Source organism: Companilactobacillus metriopterae, assembly GCF_004117915.1.
GTDB classification, from domain to species: Bacteria; Bacillota; Bacilli; order Lactobacillales; family Lactobacillaceae; genus Companilactobacillus; species Companilactobacillus metriopterae.
The window spans coordinates 768,367-782,787 of sequence record NZ_RSTD01000001.1; the positions used below are offsets into that span (position 1 = coordinate 768,367).

Consider the following 14,421-nt stretch of genomic DNA (forward strand, 5'->3'; position numbering starts at 1 on the left):
CATCTGTGCACCAATATCTAAATCATTAAGTGTGCGTATTTATTCATACAAGTTTCTAGTATACAGAATACTTAGTAATGTTTCAATAATTATTGCCAATTAATTCCGTGATTCTGCAAAAATAATTCCTTAGCTTTTCTAGTTTTCTTTTTCAATTCTGCTTCTCTCTTTAAAGCTTCAGATTTTGAATTGAGTCCTTCTTTATACAATAATTTTACGGGTCTTCTAAATTTAGTATACTTAGCACCCTTACCCGAGTTATGTGTTGCCACTCTCTTGTCTACGTCATTACTTGTCCCAATGTAAAATGTTGCATCCGAACAAAGTAGTATATAGACGTAATAATTGTTTTTATCCATTAATTATTTTTTCTGCCTTTGAAGTTAAATTTCCGTTTTCATCATATATCACTAAATCAGGAATTATTTTTAAGGAAGCCGATTTAACAGTTTTGATTGCGTCAATCAAAACTAAATTAGCATCTTTGTCGTCGTAACTTCTGACAAACTGAATTTTTTTTGGTTGTAAATTATGTTTGTTCATAGAACTAAATATTTCCATTAGTCTTTCTGGGCGATGTACCATGTAAAAATGTTTGTTTTCTTTTAGCAATATCTTAGCCATGTTACATATATCATCTAAGTTGGTTAGTAGTTCATGCCTTGCTTTTGAAAGCACCTCATTATTCTTAGTTTTTGTATTGTCATCAATTTTAAAATAAGGTGGATTACAAGTTATTAGGTCAACGCTATCGTGATTAATATATTTCTGTGCATTTTTTAAATCGATATTAATCATTTCAACTCTGTTTTCAAGATTATTTAATTTGATACTCTCCACCGCTAACTGAGCAAGTTCTTTTTGTATCTCTATTAATTTAATATTCGCATCAGTTTTTGATGCCAAACTCAGTCCAATAACACCATTTCCAGAGCACAAGTCTACAATAGTTCCTTTTTTTACCGGATTTACAAAATTATATAGTAAAATGGTATCTAAGTTAAATGAATAAAGATCTTTGTCTTGGTATATTTCTATACCGCTATTAGATATAATGTCTTTTGTAATTTTTTTCATATTTATACTCTTACTTTTAGGAGATTATTTAATTATGTTCTATAAATTTATTCGTGTTTTAGTATGTATTATCGTGTTTATTTTAAATGGTCGTTTCAAAATTGATGGAAAAGAAAATATTCCTGACGGTCCATATATTATAGTAGCACCTCACAGAACTTGGTGGGAACCATTATTTTTTGCGCTAGCAATATCTCCCAGAGAAGCTACATTTATGGCAAAAAAAGAAATATTTAAAAATCCTATTTTGAGATTTATTCTTGTCCACTCACACGCTTTCCCTGTTGATCGGGAAAAACCAGGTCCTTCTGTAGTTAAAACACCAATTAAAAACATGAAAAATAAAGGTCAAGTGCTAATAATGTTTCCATCAGGAACAAGATATTCTGAAGACTTAAAAGGTGGTGCAGCATTAATAGCAAAGCTTTCAAAAGCGCCTCTTGTCCCTGTAGTTTACCAAGGTCCCTTAACGTTTTGGGGACTATTAAAACATCAACAAATCACTATCGGTATAGGTAAGGAAATAGACTTTGATTTCAAAGCCAAATTAACTGAGGATCAAATAGAAAAAGTTAATGTTGATATGGAAGATGCTTGGAAAGTTGTAGACAATCACATTAATCCTGAATTTAAATATATTCCACAAAAAAAGACTGAACATTAAAGTTCAGTCTTTTTTTTAGCGTTAATACCAATATCTGATCGATAAAATGAATTTTGAGGATTTAATTTAGAAATTTGTTTATATGCCTTTGACCTTGCATGATGAAAATTCTCATCATCTGCAGAAACTAAAAACAATCTACCGCCATCACTAACAATATTCTCATCAATTACTTTAACACCAGCAAAATCAATATTCTCTATTTCTTTAATATTTTCATTTTTAAGTATTATTTCATTTTTTTGAATTTTTATTGGATAACCGTTACTGGCAATGAAGACACCAACAGAATATCCACTTTGATTCCAAGATATATCAATTGGTTCATCATTAATATATGAATTTATTATCTCTGATAAACTCGTTTCCAATCTTCTTAAAATTACTTCGGTTTCTGGATCACCAAATCGTGCATTAAATTCAATTACTTTGACACCAGTCTCTGTTGAAATTAATCCTGCATACAAAATACCTGTAAAAGATATCCCTTGTTTTTTTAAACTTTCAACAAAAGGAATTACAATCTTCTGTTTAGAAAATTCTATAGTTTCTTCAGTGAGTGATGACACTGGACTAACAGCCCCCATGCCTCCTGTATTGTGACCCATATTATTTTCCAAAGATCTCTTGTAATCTTGGGCAACTGGCATAAAACTAATATTGTTCTCCGAAACAAAAGACATTAAAGAAAATTCTGTTCCAGTTAGATACTCTTCAATAACAATTTTTTCTGTATCAAATTTAGAATCTAACAAAAGATTTTTAATTGTTTTTAGAGATGATTCCATATCTTTCTCAATGTACACACCCTTTCCGGATGCTAAACCATCTGCTTTAATCACTATTGGATATGACTCGATATTTTTTACATATTCTGTCGCTAAATCATAATCTGTAAATTCTTCATAACTAGCTGTAGGTATATCATTTTCGATCATTAATTTTTTCGAAAATATTTTTGACCCCTCAATCTTTGCTGCTTCTTTAGTAGGACCGAATATTTTTAACCCACGTTCTCTAAAATAATCTACAATTCCTGCGACTAAAGGTTCCTCTGGTCCCACAATAGAATATTCTATTTTCTGATCGATAGCATACTGACTTAGAGATTCAAAATCATTTTCTGATATATCAACAGTTTTTATTCCAAACAAACTCATACCGGAATTACCTGGAGCACAAATAACATCATTACCATCTTTAATTATTTTTTTACAAATTGCATGTTCTCTCGCACCACGGCCAATTACTAATATTTTCAACAGAATCCTCCTTAATGTTTAAAATGTCTTCTTCCTGTAAAAATCATAGAAATGCCATATTTATTTGCTTTATCAATAGATTGTTGATCCTTAATTGATCCACCAGGTTGGATAATTGCTGTTACTCCATGCTTAGCAGCATATTCAACACAATCATCCATTGGGAAAAAGGCATCTGACGCCATAATCATTAATTCTTTAGATTCATTTTGTATTGCTTGTTTTAATGCAATTTCTACAGATCCAATCCTATTCATCTGACCTGCACCAATACCCAAGGTTTGATTTTTACCTGCAATAACTATTGCATTACTTTTTACGTGTTTAACAACTTTTTGACCAAATAATAGTGCTTCTATCTCATCAGTGTTTGGTTCTTTTTTTGTAACAATTTCAAAATCGTCCAGAGAATCAACACAAGAATCTTTTTCTTGTACTAATGTGCCTCCAAGAACCGAAACATACTCCATCTTGTCTGCTTTTTGATACTCTGAAAAATCTAACTCTAAAAGTCTAAGATTTTTTTTGCTTGAAAGAATTTCTACAGCTTCTTCTGAAAAACTTGGTGCAATTATGATTTCCAAAAAAATCTTATGCATTTGTTCCGCCATTGCTTTAGATACTTCGCGATTAGAAACAATGACACCACCAAAAATGGAAGTCTTATCTGCGGAGTATGCTCTCTCCCATGCACTTAAAATATTCTCACTATCAACGCCAATTCCACATGGATTCATGTGTTTTAAAGCCACAACACAAGGTTCATCAAAATCTGCAATGATTTTGATTGCAGCATCAGCGTCTTTAATATTGTTATATGATAATTTTTTACCATTTAATTGTTTACTTGAGGCAATTGAGTAACTTGTAGGAATAGAATTTCTGTAGAATGCAGCACTTTGGTGCGAGTTTTCGCCATATCTCAAAGAATCCTTAAATTCTACAGAAATACTCTTTTCTTGGGGATATTCTTTTCCAATTTTATTTTCAAAATAACCTGCAATTATAGAATCGTAGTTAGCCGTGTGTTCAAATGCCTTACAAGCAAGTTGCATTCTATAATCAACATCATTTTGAGATAACTCAATTTTATCTATCACCTCATTATAGTCTTTTGGATCCACTATAACTGTAATATCTTTGAAATTTTTTGATGCCGACCTAATCATCGAAGGACCACCGATATCAATTTGTTCTATTGCTTCGTCTAAACTTATATCTAAATTCTGAATTGTTTCTTTAAAAGGATATAAATTTACACAAACCAAGTCGATTGGTTCTATTGAATATTTCTCTAAAGTTTCCATATGATCCTTGTTACTTCTCTTTGCTAGTAACCCTGCATGGATATTAGGATGAAGTGTTTTAACTCTGCCATCAAGCATCTCAGGAAATTTTGTTATATCAGAAACTTCTGTTACTTCAATATTATTATCTTTCAATACTTTAAATGTTCCACCTGTAGAAATTATCGAATAATTATTTTTTATTAGTTTTTTTGCAAATTCTGTAATATTTGTTTTGTCTGACACACTTATAAGAGCTCTTTTCATAATTGTTCCCCTTTATTATATTGATCTAATAATTTTGCCAAAACTTCTGAATATAATTCGTGTTCCACTGAATGAACTCTTTTTTCTAATATCGGTAGTGTATCGTTTTTGTAAATTGGTACTTTTTTTTGTTGGATAAGAGGGCCTGTATCTACGTCTTCATCTATGTAATGGATAGTAACCCCTGTTTCTTCCTCATTTGCTTCAAACGCTCTCTCTATAGCTCTTAATCCTGAGTAAGCAGGAAGATATGATGGATGAATATTTATTATTCTTCGTGGATATTCAGATAATAATGTAGAGGTCACAACACGCATATATCCTGCAAGAATGATGTAATCAATGTCATACGGCTTCAGTAATTTAATTATTGCTTCCTCATAAGAGGATCTATCTGGATAATTCTCTAATTGATTAATAAATACAGATATTTTGTACTTTTCAGCCAATTTAATAACGTTTGCTTCAGGTTTATCACATACCATGATACTTATTGATAAGCCCTTATCTCTGAGCAAAGTGTTTTTTATAATTGCTTCAAAATTAGAACCATTTCCAGATGCAAATATGGCTATTTTCATATTTTTACCTCACTAGTTCAACGGATGAATCACTTTTCGGAATAATTTTACCGATTACAATTGCATCATCTGCTTTATTTTGATTTTGAAAAGTTTTCATTACTGATGAGACATTATCTGCTGAAACAGAAATCACCATACCAATTCCCATGTTGAAATCTCTGTACATTTCAAAATCATCAATATTCCCGTAGTCTTTCAATAACTGAAATACATTGGGTATTTGCCACGAATCTAAATTTATACGTGCGGAAAGGTCATCATTAAACATTCTTGGAACATTTTCTAATAGCCCCCCGCCAGTTATATGAGCAGCACCATTTATAATATTTTGTTCAATAAGTGGTTTCATTTCATTTGTATATATTTTTGTCGGTTCTATTAAAATCTGTCCTATTGTTTTATTACAATCATCCCAAAGTAACGAATTAATATTTAATTTGTAATCCTTAAAAAGAATTTTCCTTATTAAAGAAAAACCATTTGAATGTACACCACTTGATTTCATTCCGATTAAAACATCCCCTGATTTAACATTATCTTTTTTAAATAGTTTTTCTTTTTCCACAATTCCCATAGAAAAACCAGCAATATCAAATCTATCTTCTGAATACACCCCAGGCATTTCAGCAGTTTCTCCTCCAATTAGTTTTATATCAGCTAATTGGCATCCTTTAATTATTCCTTTTAATAATTCATTAACTTTAGAATCAATTTTGGATACAGCAATATAATCCATAAATGAACTAGGAATTGCCCCCTGTGCTAGCAAGTCATTTACGCACATTGCAACACAATCAATCCCAATAGTGTTCCATTTTTTTAATTCATTAGTTAATAATAGTTTTGTTCCTACCCCGTCATTACTTGATACTACTACAGGATTTTTTATGTTATTTGGTATATTACAAATTGCCCCAAACGATCCTATATTTTCAGAATTATCTTCAACATTATCTTTTATGAATTTTGAAATTTGATTTCCGCTATTTATATCAACACCAGATTCTTTATACAAGTCATTCAATATAATTACCTCGCTTTATTTTCTATATTCATAGTCGTAAAGATACTCTGGATAATCACCATTGAAATATGACATATCAAGACCATTATATTTTTCGGAAAATTTTGTTCCTATAGAATCAATTAGACCTTCCTCACTTAGAAATGCTAATGAATCTGAATTAAATAAGTTATTCATTTCCTCAATTGATAATTTAGAAGCAATCAATTCGTCTTTATTTTGAATATCGATTCCAAAAAAAGAAGGATATTTAAACGGAGGAGAAGCAATTCGCAGATGAACTTCCTTGGCGCCAGCATCTCTCAATAACTTAACAATTCTTTTGGATGTTGTTCCTCTAACAATCGAATCATCTAATAAAACTACTTTTTTGCCTTTTACTACTCCCTTAATAGCAGATAACTTTTGACAGACACTTGACTCTCGTAGTTCTTGATTGGGTTGAATAAACTCTCTTCCCACATATTGATTTTTTATCAATCCCATTTCGTAAGGCAGATTCAACTGCTCAGAGTATCCGCTTGCCGCTGATAGTGATGAATTGGGAACACCTATAACTATATCTGCATCTACAGGTGATTCTTTAGCCAAATTAATCCCCATTTTTTTCCTAGCTGTGTGGACATTTATTCCTAAAATATTAGAGTCTGGTCTTGCAAAATATATATATTCCATTGAACAAATTGCTTGTTTAGTTTCGTCAGTCCAATGATCTATCTCTAATCCAGAATCAGATATTTTTATTAACTCCCCAGGAAGTACGTCTCTTAAAAACTCCCCACCGACTGCATCGATAGCACATGTTTCACTTGCTACTACGTAACCACCATCATTTAAAGTACCTATTGATATTGGTCTGAAACCATGTCTATCAAGAGCCACGTACATTGCATCTTTTGTGAGGATAAGATATGCAAATCCACCTTTCAAAAAGTTAAGACCCACTTTTAATTTTTCTTGAAATGTTGCCTTGTCAGACAGTCTGACTAAATGCATCAATAATTCAGAATCAGAGGTCGAATGAAATATATGACCACGCTTTTCAAGATCACTCTTCAAAGTTTTGGAATTTGTTAAATTTCCATTATGAGCTAAAGCAATTTGTTCATCAGTGAATTCAAATAACAATGGTTGTATATTTGAAATTTTATTATCACCTGATGTGGAATATCTAACGTGACCTATTGCAGAACTCCCATTTAATTGATTCAACAATGACATATCTTGAAAAACTTGAGTTAATAATCCGATATTTTTTATACAGTTAATTCTGCGATTATTTAAAGCAGCAATACCTGCTCCCTCTTGTCCACGATGTTGTAAACTGTTTAAACCAAGGTAGGATAAATTACTTGCTTGTTTGGAATTCCAGATCCCAAAAATTCCACATTCTTCGTTTAAGCTTCTTATTTCATTTGACAAGATATACCTTCTTTCCATGATCTGTGAGCAACATCTTTATTTAAATTCACACGTTCATCAGCAGTTTGAATTTTAAATTCTGAATCATCAGTAACTTCTCCAATAAGTTCATATGTTCCACTTATAAAACTTTCAACAATTAACTTGTCAGAAGGATTAACAGTTACTACAAATCGTGAAGATGTCTCTGAAAACAGTTGTTTACTATTTAATTTTGTTTTTATATCAATGCCAAAATTATTCTTAAATGAACATTCTGCTAGTGCAGTAAAAAGACCACCTTCTGAAATATCATGGCAACTAATAAGTAATTTTTCTTCTATAAGTTGCACAATTGAATTTTGATTTTCCTGAATCTTTGAAATATCTAAATTAGATAACTGACCAAATATTTTTCCGTTTTCTAATGTTTGAATTTCTGAACCATTGAAATCGTCTTTAGTTTCCCCAATTAAATAAATTAAATCTCCCGCATTTTTAAAATCTATTGTAGTTATATTCTCTGTATCCTCTATCAATCCAACCATCCCAATCATAGGACTTGGATAGATAGCATCTTCCTCAAATTCATTAAATAAGGAAACATTTCCAGATACTACAGGCAGCTCATATGTTGTACAGATATCAGAAATTCCATCAACACTCTTTGAAAAATCATAAAAAATTTCTGGATTTTCTGGATTTCCAAAGTTCAAGCAATCCGTCAATCCTACTGGCCTAGCACCTGTTGAAATAAGATTATTTACGGATTCTAATGTTAAAATTTGTCCCCCAATAAATGGATCTAAATAAACAAATCTTGAATTACTATCGTTGGTTACGGCAATTGCCTTACTTGTTTCTTTAATTCTTACTACTCCGGCATCTCCTCCTGGAAGAACCACAGTATCTGATTTAACTTGAGAATCATAGGTCTTATAAAAAGAACTTTTATCAGAAATGTTAGGCTGTTTTAAGATATTTATTAATGTATTTTCTAAATTACTTATTTCAGGAACATACTGCGATGATGGCTGAGATGAAACTCTCTTTGATTCCACCACAGATCTAATGTATCTAGGCGCTTTATCAACAATTCCACTGACAGGCACATCAACAACTGTTTCTCCGTTGAATGTTGCTTTATAAGTATCATTGTCAGTAATTTCTCCAATGATTACAGCGTCCAAACCTGATTTTTTAAAATGTTGAATGATTTTTGAACTGTTCTCTTTTTCAATACATAAAACCATTCTCTCTTGCGATTCTGAAAGTAACATCTCATATGCAGACATATCTGATTCTCTTTGTGGAATGCTATCCAGATTTAAAGTAATTCCACATCCTGTTTTGGAAACCATCTCAGCTGTCGAAGATATTAATCCTGCAGCACCCATATCTTGCATCCCCTTTACCCAGTTAGGATGATTGGTAACTAAATCTAAACAAGAATCCATAAGCAACTTTTCTATAAATGGATTTCCTACTTGGACAGCAGATTTTTGAGTGCTATTGTTTTCATCAAACTCATCTGATGCAAATGTTGCCCCGTGAATTCCATCTCTTCCTGTTTTTGATCCGACGTAGAGTAGCAGATTCCCAGTTCCTTTTGCAGAACTTGTAGTTAGATTTGTTTTTTTTATAAGTCCTATACACATCGCATTAACAAGTGGATTCTTTTTATAACACTTTTCGAAAGATATTTCTCCCGCTATATTTGGTATCCCAATACTATTCCCATACCATCCAATTCCGGAAACAACCTCACTTACTAAGTTTTTGGTCTCTTTATCCTCCAAAAGTCCAAACTTCAAACTATCGGTTAATGCTATTGGTTCTGCTCCCATGGAAAAAATATCCCTAATAATTCCACCGACACCTGTTGCTGCTCCTTGAAAAGGTTCAACTGCTGAGGGATGATTATGGCTTTCTGCCTTAAAAACTACTGCCATACCGTCACCTATATCAATTGCACCAGCGTCTTCTCCTGCTCCTGTAATAACATTACTACCCGACGAAGGAAATTTTTTTAATACGTTTTTAGAGTTTTTATATGAACAATGCTCACTCCACATAACTGAAAAAATGCCTAACTCAGTATAGTTGGGTAATCTTTTTAATACGTCCGCACATAAATAATCGTATTCTTCAGTTGTTAGACCCCAATTTTTATACAATTTTGTTTCTTTTAATTCAATGGGTGTTGGCTCATTCATTGATTTACCTCACTACTTTTGAATATAGATTTAAATAATTTAATACCGTCCTTAGAACCAAGTATTTCTTCAATTGCTCTCTCCGGATGTGGCATTAATCCCATTACATTTCCTTTGATGTTTGTAATTCCTGCTATTTTATCGATACTGCCATTAACATCATCCGAATATTGAAGAATGATTTGATTGTTCTCTCTTAAATTTTTTAATGTACTTAAGTCACAGTAAAATTCACCTTCACCATGTGCTATAGGTAATCTAATCTCTTGATTTTCTTTATATTCATTACTAAACATCGTCTGATTATTTTTTACGATTAAAGTAGGTGTATCACAAATAAACTTTCCAGAATCATTTTTTATCAGGGAACCTGGTAATAGATTCATTTCAGTTAAAATTTGAAATCCATTACATATTCCTAGTACGGGTTTGCCTTGGTCTGCAAGTCGTTTAATAGCCTTAGTAATTGGAGTTTTAGCTGCTAGAGCACCACTTCTTAAATAATCTCCGTAAGAGAAGCCACCTGGAATAAAAACACCATCAAATCCTTCTAAATTGGGCTCATCAGAATTAACAAACTCAATATTATGGTTTGTAGTTATTTTTAGTGCATGATACAAATCTTTATCACAATTTGAACCTGGAAAGACAATAACTGCCAATTTCAATTATCTTTCCTCCAAAATAGTAAATTCTTCTAAATTAGGATTAATTAATAGCTTCTCTGACAATTCTGAAATAATTTTTTCTTTATTTTCTGTGTTATCTGAAATATCAATTTCAAAATACTTACCAATTCTTATAGCTTCAATACTTTTAAATCCCATTACATCAGCAATTTTTTCCACTTCCTGACCTTGGACATCAATAATAGATTTTTTGAAATTTACTAATACCTTCACAGTTGCCATAACTAATATTCCACCAATCTTTTTAAGACTTCTTTATATGAATCAATCAGACTACCAGTACTATTTCTAAATACATCTTTATCTAGAGAATCACCAGTACTCTTATCCCACAACCTACAGTTATCAGGTGAAAATTCATCTACTAAAATAATTGAATTTTCAAATCTACCAAACTCCAACTTAAAATCGATTAAATCTAAATTTTTAGAATCAAAGTATGGCATTAAAAGATCATTAATTTTTAGTGCTTCATTTTTCAAAAAACTCATTTCTTCGTTACTCATCAGATCAATCGCAAAAATCTGTGAATCATTAATAAATGGATCGTCTAGTTCATCGTTTTTATAGTAGAATTCGATAACTGGATATTTTAATTTCAACCCTCTCTGCAAATTAAATTTTTTAGCGAAACTACCTGCTATCTTGTTTCTAACAACTAATTCCAGAGGAATGACTTCTGTCTTATGAACAATTTGAGATTTGTCATCTAAATTAGAAATAAAATGTGTTTTTATTCCGTTTGTTTGAAGATAGTCAAAAATTATATTTGTTATTTGAAAGTTAAGTAAACCTTTGCCTTCTATGGTTTTTTTATTTTTACCATTCAACGAGGTTGCTTGATCCTTATAAACCATTAAAAGTTCATCATCATTATCGGTACTATAAAGATTCTTGGCTTTTCCTGAATATACTAATTTATCCTTCATTTTTACTGTCATCCCATATCTTATTTTTCTTAAATTCTTGTTTTAAAATTACCGGATTTTCATTTGTTAATACCGTTATGTGACCCATTTTTCTATTCTTTTTAGGCAATTCTTTGCAGTAATCATGAAAATGCCACATAGGCTTTTCAAATACAGCTTCTTTCACTGCATCATAATGTTGACCTAAGACGTTAATCATCACCGCGTTGCTCTTTAAAGAAATGTTAGGCATTGGTAAATTACAAATTCCTCGTATATGAGTATTAAATTGAGAAAAATTACATGCCTCAATTGTTAAATGACCAGAATTATGTGGACGTGGGGCAATTTCATTTATATAGACTTGATTATTTTTAGAAATGAAAAATTCAACACACATTGTTCCAACTAAACAAAGTTCTGAAGCAAGCTCTTTTGCAATAGATGTGAGCTCTTCTGCTATTTCATTTGAAATATCTTGATAAAAGTAACTAATATTTAAAATGTTATTTTTGTGTTCATTATTTATTATCGGAAAAATTGAGATATCTCCATTAATATTGCGAGATATTATTACTGAGACTTCCTCTTTAAGATCGACCCTTTTTTCTAAAATGCATTCGCCACTTTCTAATAATTCCAAAATTTTATTTTCAGAAAAATCCAGGGTGTTAATATTTATTTGTCCTTTTCCGTCATAACCACCGTTTGTAGTTTTTAAAATAGCAGGTATACCGATTTCAGATAAACTTTTAGAAAATTCTTCATTATTGGAAACAATTTGAAAGTTTGTTACCGGTAAATTTAATGATTTAATTTTATTTTTTTCTAATTTTCTATTTTGAGTAATAGATAGTGCAGTTATTCCTTGAGGTACTTCAGTATACTTTTGAATTTCACTGATTGTTTCAGCACTGACATTTTCAAATTCATAAGTTAAAACATCTACTACCTTAGATAACTCAATTAAGCTTTCTAAATCGTCATATTCAGCAACAATCTGTTGATCAGAAACCTGTGCTGCAGAACAATTTTTTTGAGGATCTAAAATGACAACATAATATCCCATTTGCTTAGCAGACTGTGCCATCATTTTTCCTAGTTGACCACCACCAACTATTCCTATTGTTGAACCAGATTTAATATTCAATGTTCTTTCCACTTTCGATTGATTTGTCATGTAATTCAGTCATATAATTCAGAATATTTGACTTGTATTGTTTATTTGATAATGCACAAATTTTTGTGGCTAATATTGCAGCATTTTTCGCACCTGATTCTCCTATTGCAACTGTTGCAACTGGTATTCCAGCAGGCATTTGTACAATTGATAGCAGTGAATCTATTCCATTAAGATCATTACTCTTTATAGGTACTCCTATAACAGGAATTTCAGTTAAAGACGCCAGCATTCCTGGCAGATGAGCTGCACCACCCGCAGCGGCGATTATTACTTTAGTACCTCTGTCCGCAGCTCTTTCAGCAAAATTCATCATTTCTTTTGGTGTACGATGTGCAGAAATAATTTGCATATCATAGTTAACTTCAAGTTTTTCTAGCAAATCTGAAGTTAATTGCATAGTTTTTAAATCTGATACAGATCCCATTACTACTGAAACATCCATATTGTTCGACCTTTCTCACTTTTTAATAGATAAATAAGAAATAAAATTGATACTATAAATAGAATACGTACATTATTTGAAAATAATTTTAGATAGTATGTTTTTTTGCACAAAAAAAGACCTCGAACGTAAATTACGCTCGAAGTCCTAAAAAGTAATTATTTTTTTTGTGATTGTCTCATTGAATTCATAACTTGATTTAATTTCTTTTGTGATGGCTTTTGTCCCATTTGAGCCATCATTTGTCTTACCATATCTTCACTAATTGGAGGATTTTGTTGGAAATATCTTTGCATGTACCATCTGGCACCAAAAAATCCAAGTAGTGCACCTGCAAGAAGTGCAATTATTACTGCAATAATTATTGTAATCATTATACAAACACCTTTCTAAATAACTATCTTATATATTACAAAAAAAACAACTTAATTAAAAGACTAATCGTCACGAAGTCCTTTTTCTCTTTGAATTTTCTTAACTTTTTCTGGAGTAACTTCAGCACCTTTTTTGTCGAAAACTTGCATCATCTCAATTTGAGATTTAAATCCTTCTCTGAAATTAGCAAGATACTGCTTTCTAAGCTTTTCTTGTTGAATTTTTTCTTCAGCAGTTAATTTTCCTTCTTTTGCTTTTTTAGCCAACATATTTATTTCGTTTACTAATTTTTCTTGTTCTTCCATAATTATCTCCTTTATATACGAACACTTGTTTGATATAACTTGTTGTTTCTGTTACAATTCATATAAATGATACTATCAATGAGGTGCAGTAATGTCAAAATTAGAAGGATCAAAACAGTTACAAATCCTTTCTTATATACATGAACATTTATCAGAAAAAGGATATCCGCCTACTGTCAGAGAGATTTGTGATGAGGTTAATTTATCTTCTACGTCTACTGTCCATGGCCATCTTTCAAGACTAGAGAAAAAAGGATATATTCAACGTGATCCTTCTAAGCCTAGAACCATTGAAGTAACTGAGCTTGGACTTGACGCTATTGGAATAAAATCTACTGATATTCCTATTCTGGGACAAGTTGCCGCAGGGGTTCCAATAACAGCTGAGAGAAATCCAGAAGGATTCTTCCCTATTCCACCCGACTTAAATAGAGACTCTGGTGAATTATATATGCTAGAGATTAACGGTGATAGTATGATTAATGCAGGTATTCTTGATGGAGATTATGTCATTGTTCACGAACAAAATACTGCTAAGAATGGTGAAATAGTTATTGCTTTAACAGATGAAATTGAAACTACATGTAAAAGATTCTATAAAGAATCAGATCACATACGTCTTCAACCTGAAAATGATGAAATGGATCCAATTATTCTAGATGATTGTCAGATTATTGGCAAGGTAGTCGGTTTATATAGATCACAAATATTTTAAATAAAAAAGCTATACATCTAAGA

General features: G+C 31.5%; 17 protein-coding genes. 2 read left to right on the forward strand and 15 right to left on the reverse strand.

Features of this window, described 5'->3' with window-relative positions; translation table 11 throughout:
- Nucleotides 1-89: 89 nt before the first annotated feature.
- A complete protein-coding gene (locus EKN01_RS03915; protein ID WP_129045067.1) occupies nt 90-359 on the reverse strand; it encodes a GIY-YIG nuclease family protein in 270 nt (89 codons plus the stop codon).
- Nucleotides 352-1,077, reverse strand: coding sequence for a tRNA1(Val) (adenine(37)-N6)-methyltransferase (locus EKN01_RS03920; RefSeq protein ID WP_129045068.1), 726 nt, complete (start codon nt 1,075-1,077; stop codon nt 352-354). Before EKN01_RS03920 ends, EKN01_RS03915 begins: the two co-directional genes overlap by 8 nt.
- A gap of 34 nt (nt 1,078-1,111) precedes the next feature.
- On the opposite strand from EKN01_RS03920, the gene EKN01_RS03925 reads away from it, so the two are divergent.
- The gene (locus EKN01_RS03925) at nt 1,112-1,741 is read left to right on the forward strand and encodes a lysophospholipid acyltransferase family protein (protein ID WP_129045069.1); all 630 of its coding nucleotides are present in this window, start codon (nt 1,112-1,114) and stop codon (nt 1,739-1,741) included.
- On the opposite strand, the gene purD is transcribed toward EKN01_RS03925, so the two are convergent.
- From purD to EKN01_RS03990, 13 genes are all read right to left on the reverse strand, one after another.
- Nucleotides 1,738-3,003, reverse strand: coding sequence for a phosphoribosylamine--glycine ligase (purD, locus tag EKN01_RS03930; RefSeq protein WP_129045070.1), 1,266 nt, complete (start codon nt 3,001-3,003; stop codon nt 1,738-1,740). The genes EKN01_RS03925 and purD overlap by 4 nt on opposite strands.
- A gap of 11 nt (nt 3,004-3,014) precedes the next feature.
- Nucleotides 3,015-4,556 (reverse strand): bifunctional phosphoribosylaminoimidazolecarboxamide formyltransferase/IMP cyclohydrolase, encoded by a 1,542-nt coding sequence (purH, locus tag EKN01_RS03935; protein WP_129045071.1) that lies wholly within the window; start codon nt 4,554-4,556, stop codon nt 3,015-3,017.
- Entirely contained in the window at nt 4,553-5,137 is a 585-nt protein-coding gene (purN, locus tag EKN01_RS03940; RefSeq protein ID WP_129045072.1) for a phosphoribosylglycinamide formyltransferase, read from the reverse strand. Before purN ends, purH begins: the two co-directional genes overlap by 4 nt.
- Before the next feature lie 4 nt (nt 5,138-5,141).
- Nucleotides 5,142-6,164, reverse strand: coding sequence for a phosphoribosylformylglycinamidine cyclo-ligase (purM, locus tag EKN01_RS03945; RefSeq protein WP_129045073.1), 1,023 nt, complete (start codon nt 6,162-6,164; stop codon nt 5,142-5,144).
- A gap of 15 nt (nt 6,165-6,179) precedes the next feature.
- Entirely contained in the window at nt 6,180-7,586 is a 1,407-nt protein-coding gene (purF, locus tag EKN01_RS03950) for an amidophosphoribosyltransferase (protein WP_129045074.1), read from the reverse strand.
- Nucleotides 7,571-9,781, reverse strand: coding sequence for a phosphoribosylformylglycinamidine synthase subunit PurL (purL, locus tag EKN01_RS03955; protein ID WP_129045075.1), 2,211 nt, complete (start codon nt 9,779-9,781; stop codon nt 7,571-7,573). Before purL ends, purF begins: the two co-directional genes overlap by 16 nt.
- On the reverse strand, nt 9,778-10,449 hold the full coding sequence (purQ, locus tag EKN01_RS03960; protein WP_129045076.1) for a phosphoribosylformylglycinamidine synthase subunit PurQ: 672 nt from the start codon (nt 10,447-10,449) through the stop codon (nt 9,778-9,780). Before purQ ends, purL begins: the two co-directional genes overlap by 4 nt.
- Entirely contained in the window at nt 10,450-10,692 is a 243-nt protein-coding gene (gene purS / locus EKN01_RS03965) for a phosphoribosylformylglycinamidine synthase subunit PurS (protein ID WP_129045077.1), read from the reverse strand.
- A gap of 2 nt (nt 10,693-10,694) precedes the next feature.
- Nucleotides 10,695-11,399, reverse strand: a complete 705-nt coding sequence (gene purC / locus EKN01_RS03970) for a phosphoribosylaminoimidazolesuccinocarboxamide synthase (RefSeq protein WP_129045078.1) — start codon at nt 11,397-11,399, stop codon at nt 10,695-10,697.
- On the reverse strand, nt 11,389-12,528 hold the full coding sequence (gene purK, locus EKN01_RS03975; protein ID WP_241685240.1) for a 5-(carboxyamino)imidazole ribonucleotide synthase: 1,140 nt from the start codon (nt 12,526-12,528) through the stop codon (nt 11,389-11,391). Before purK ends, purC begins: the two co-directional genes overlap by 11 nt.
- The gene (purE, locus tag EKN01_RS03980; protein ID WP_129045080.1) at nt 12,518-13,003 is read right to left on the reverse strand and encodes a 5-(carboxyamino)imidazole ribonucleotide mutase; all 486 of its coding nucleotides are present in this window, start codon (nt 13,001-13,003) and stop codon (nt 12,518-12,520) included. Before purE ends, purK begins: the two co-directional genes overlap by 11 nt.
- Nucleotides 13,004-13,161: 158 nt before the next feature.
- Complete coding sequence (locus tag EKN01_RS03985; protein WP_099974886.1) at nt 13,162-13,377, reverse strand: YneF family protein; 216 nt, start codon at nt 13,375-13,377, stop codon at nt 13,162-13,164.
- Between the two features lie 63 nt (nt 13,378-13,440).
- On the reverse strand, nt 13,441-13,689 hold the full coding sequence (locus EKN01_RS03990) for a DUF896 domain-containing protein (RefSeq protein WP_179946642.1): 249 nt from the start codon (nt 13,687-13,689) through the stop codon (nt 13,441-13,443).
- A gap of 85 nt (nt 13,690-13,774) precedes the next feature.
- Here EKN01_RS03990 and lexA point away from each other — a divergent pair, with 85 nt between their 5' ends.
- Nucleotides 13,775-14,398: a transcriptional repressor LexA gene (gene lexA / locus EKN01_RS03995; RefSeq protein ID WP_129045081.1), complete on the forward strand. Its 624-nt coding sequence runs from the start codon at nt 13,775-13,777 to the stop codon at nt 14,396-14,398.
- Nucleotides 14,399-14,421 lie beyond the last annotated feature (23 nt).

Bases quoted from the DNA above. Each gene is read 5' to 3' on its own strand.
- EKN01_RS03915 (WP_129045067.1), bottom strand. From the start codon at position 359: ATGGATAAAAACAATTATTACGTCTATATACTACTTTGTTCGGATGCA.
- purN (WP_129045072.1), bottom strand. From the start codon at position 5,137: ATGAAAATAGCCATATTTGCATCTGGAAATGGTTCTAATTTTGAAGCA.
- purC (WP_129045078.1), bottom strand. From the start codon at position 11,399: ATGAAGGATAAATTAGTATATTCAGGAAAAGCCAAGAATCTTTATAGT.
- EKN01_RS03925 (WP_129045069.1), top strand. From the start codon at position 1,112: ATGTTCTATAAATTTATTCGTGTTTTAGTATGTATTATCGTGTTTATT.
- purS (WP_129045077.1), bottom strand. From the start codon at position 10,692: ATGGCAACTGTGAAGGTATTAGTAAATTTCAAAAAATCTATTATTGAT.
- EKN01_RS03985 (WP_099974886.1), bottom strand. From the start codon at position 13,377: ATGATTACAATAATTATTGCAGTAATAATTGCACTTCTTGCAGGTGCA.
- EKN01_RS03920 (WP_129045068.1), bottom strand. From the start codon at position 1,077: ATGAAAAAAATTACAAAAGACATTATATCTAATAGCGGTATAGAAATA.
- purE (WP_129045080.1), bottom strand. From the start codon at position 13,003: ATGGATGTTTCAGTAGTAATGGGATCTGTATCAGATTTAAAAACTATG.
- purL (WP_129045075.1), bottom strand. From the start codon at position 9,781: ATGAATGAGCCAACACCCATTGAATTAAAAGAAACAAAATTGTATAAA.
- lexA (WP_129045081.1), top strand. From the start codon at position 13,775: ATGTCAAAATTAGAAGGATCAAAACAGTTACAAATCCTTTCTTATATA.
- purH (WP_129045071.1), bottom strand. From the start codon at position 4,556: ATGAAAAGAGCTCTTATAAGTGTGTCAGACAAAACAAATATTACAGAA.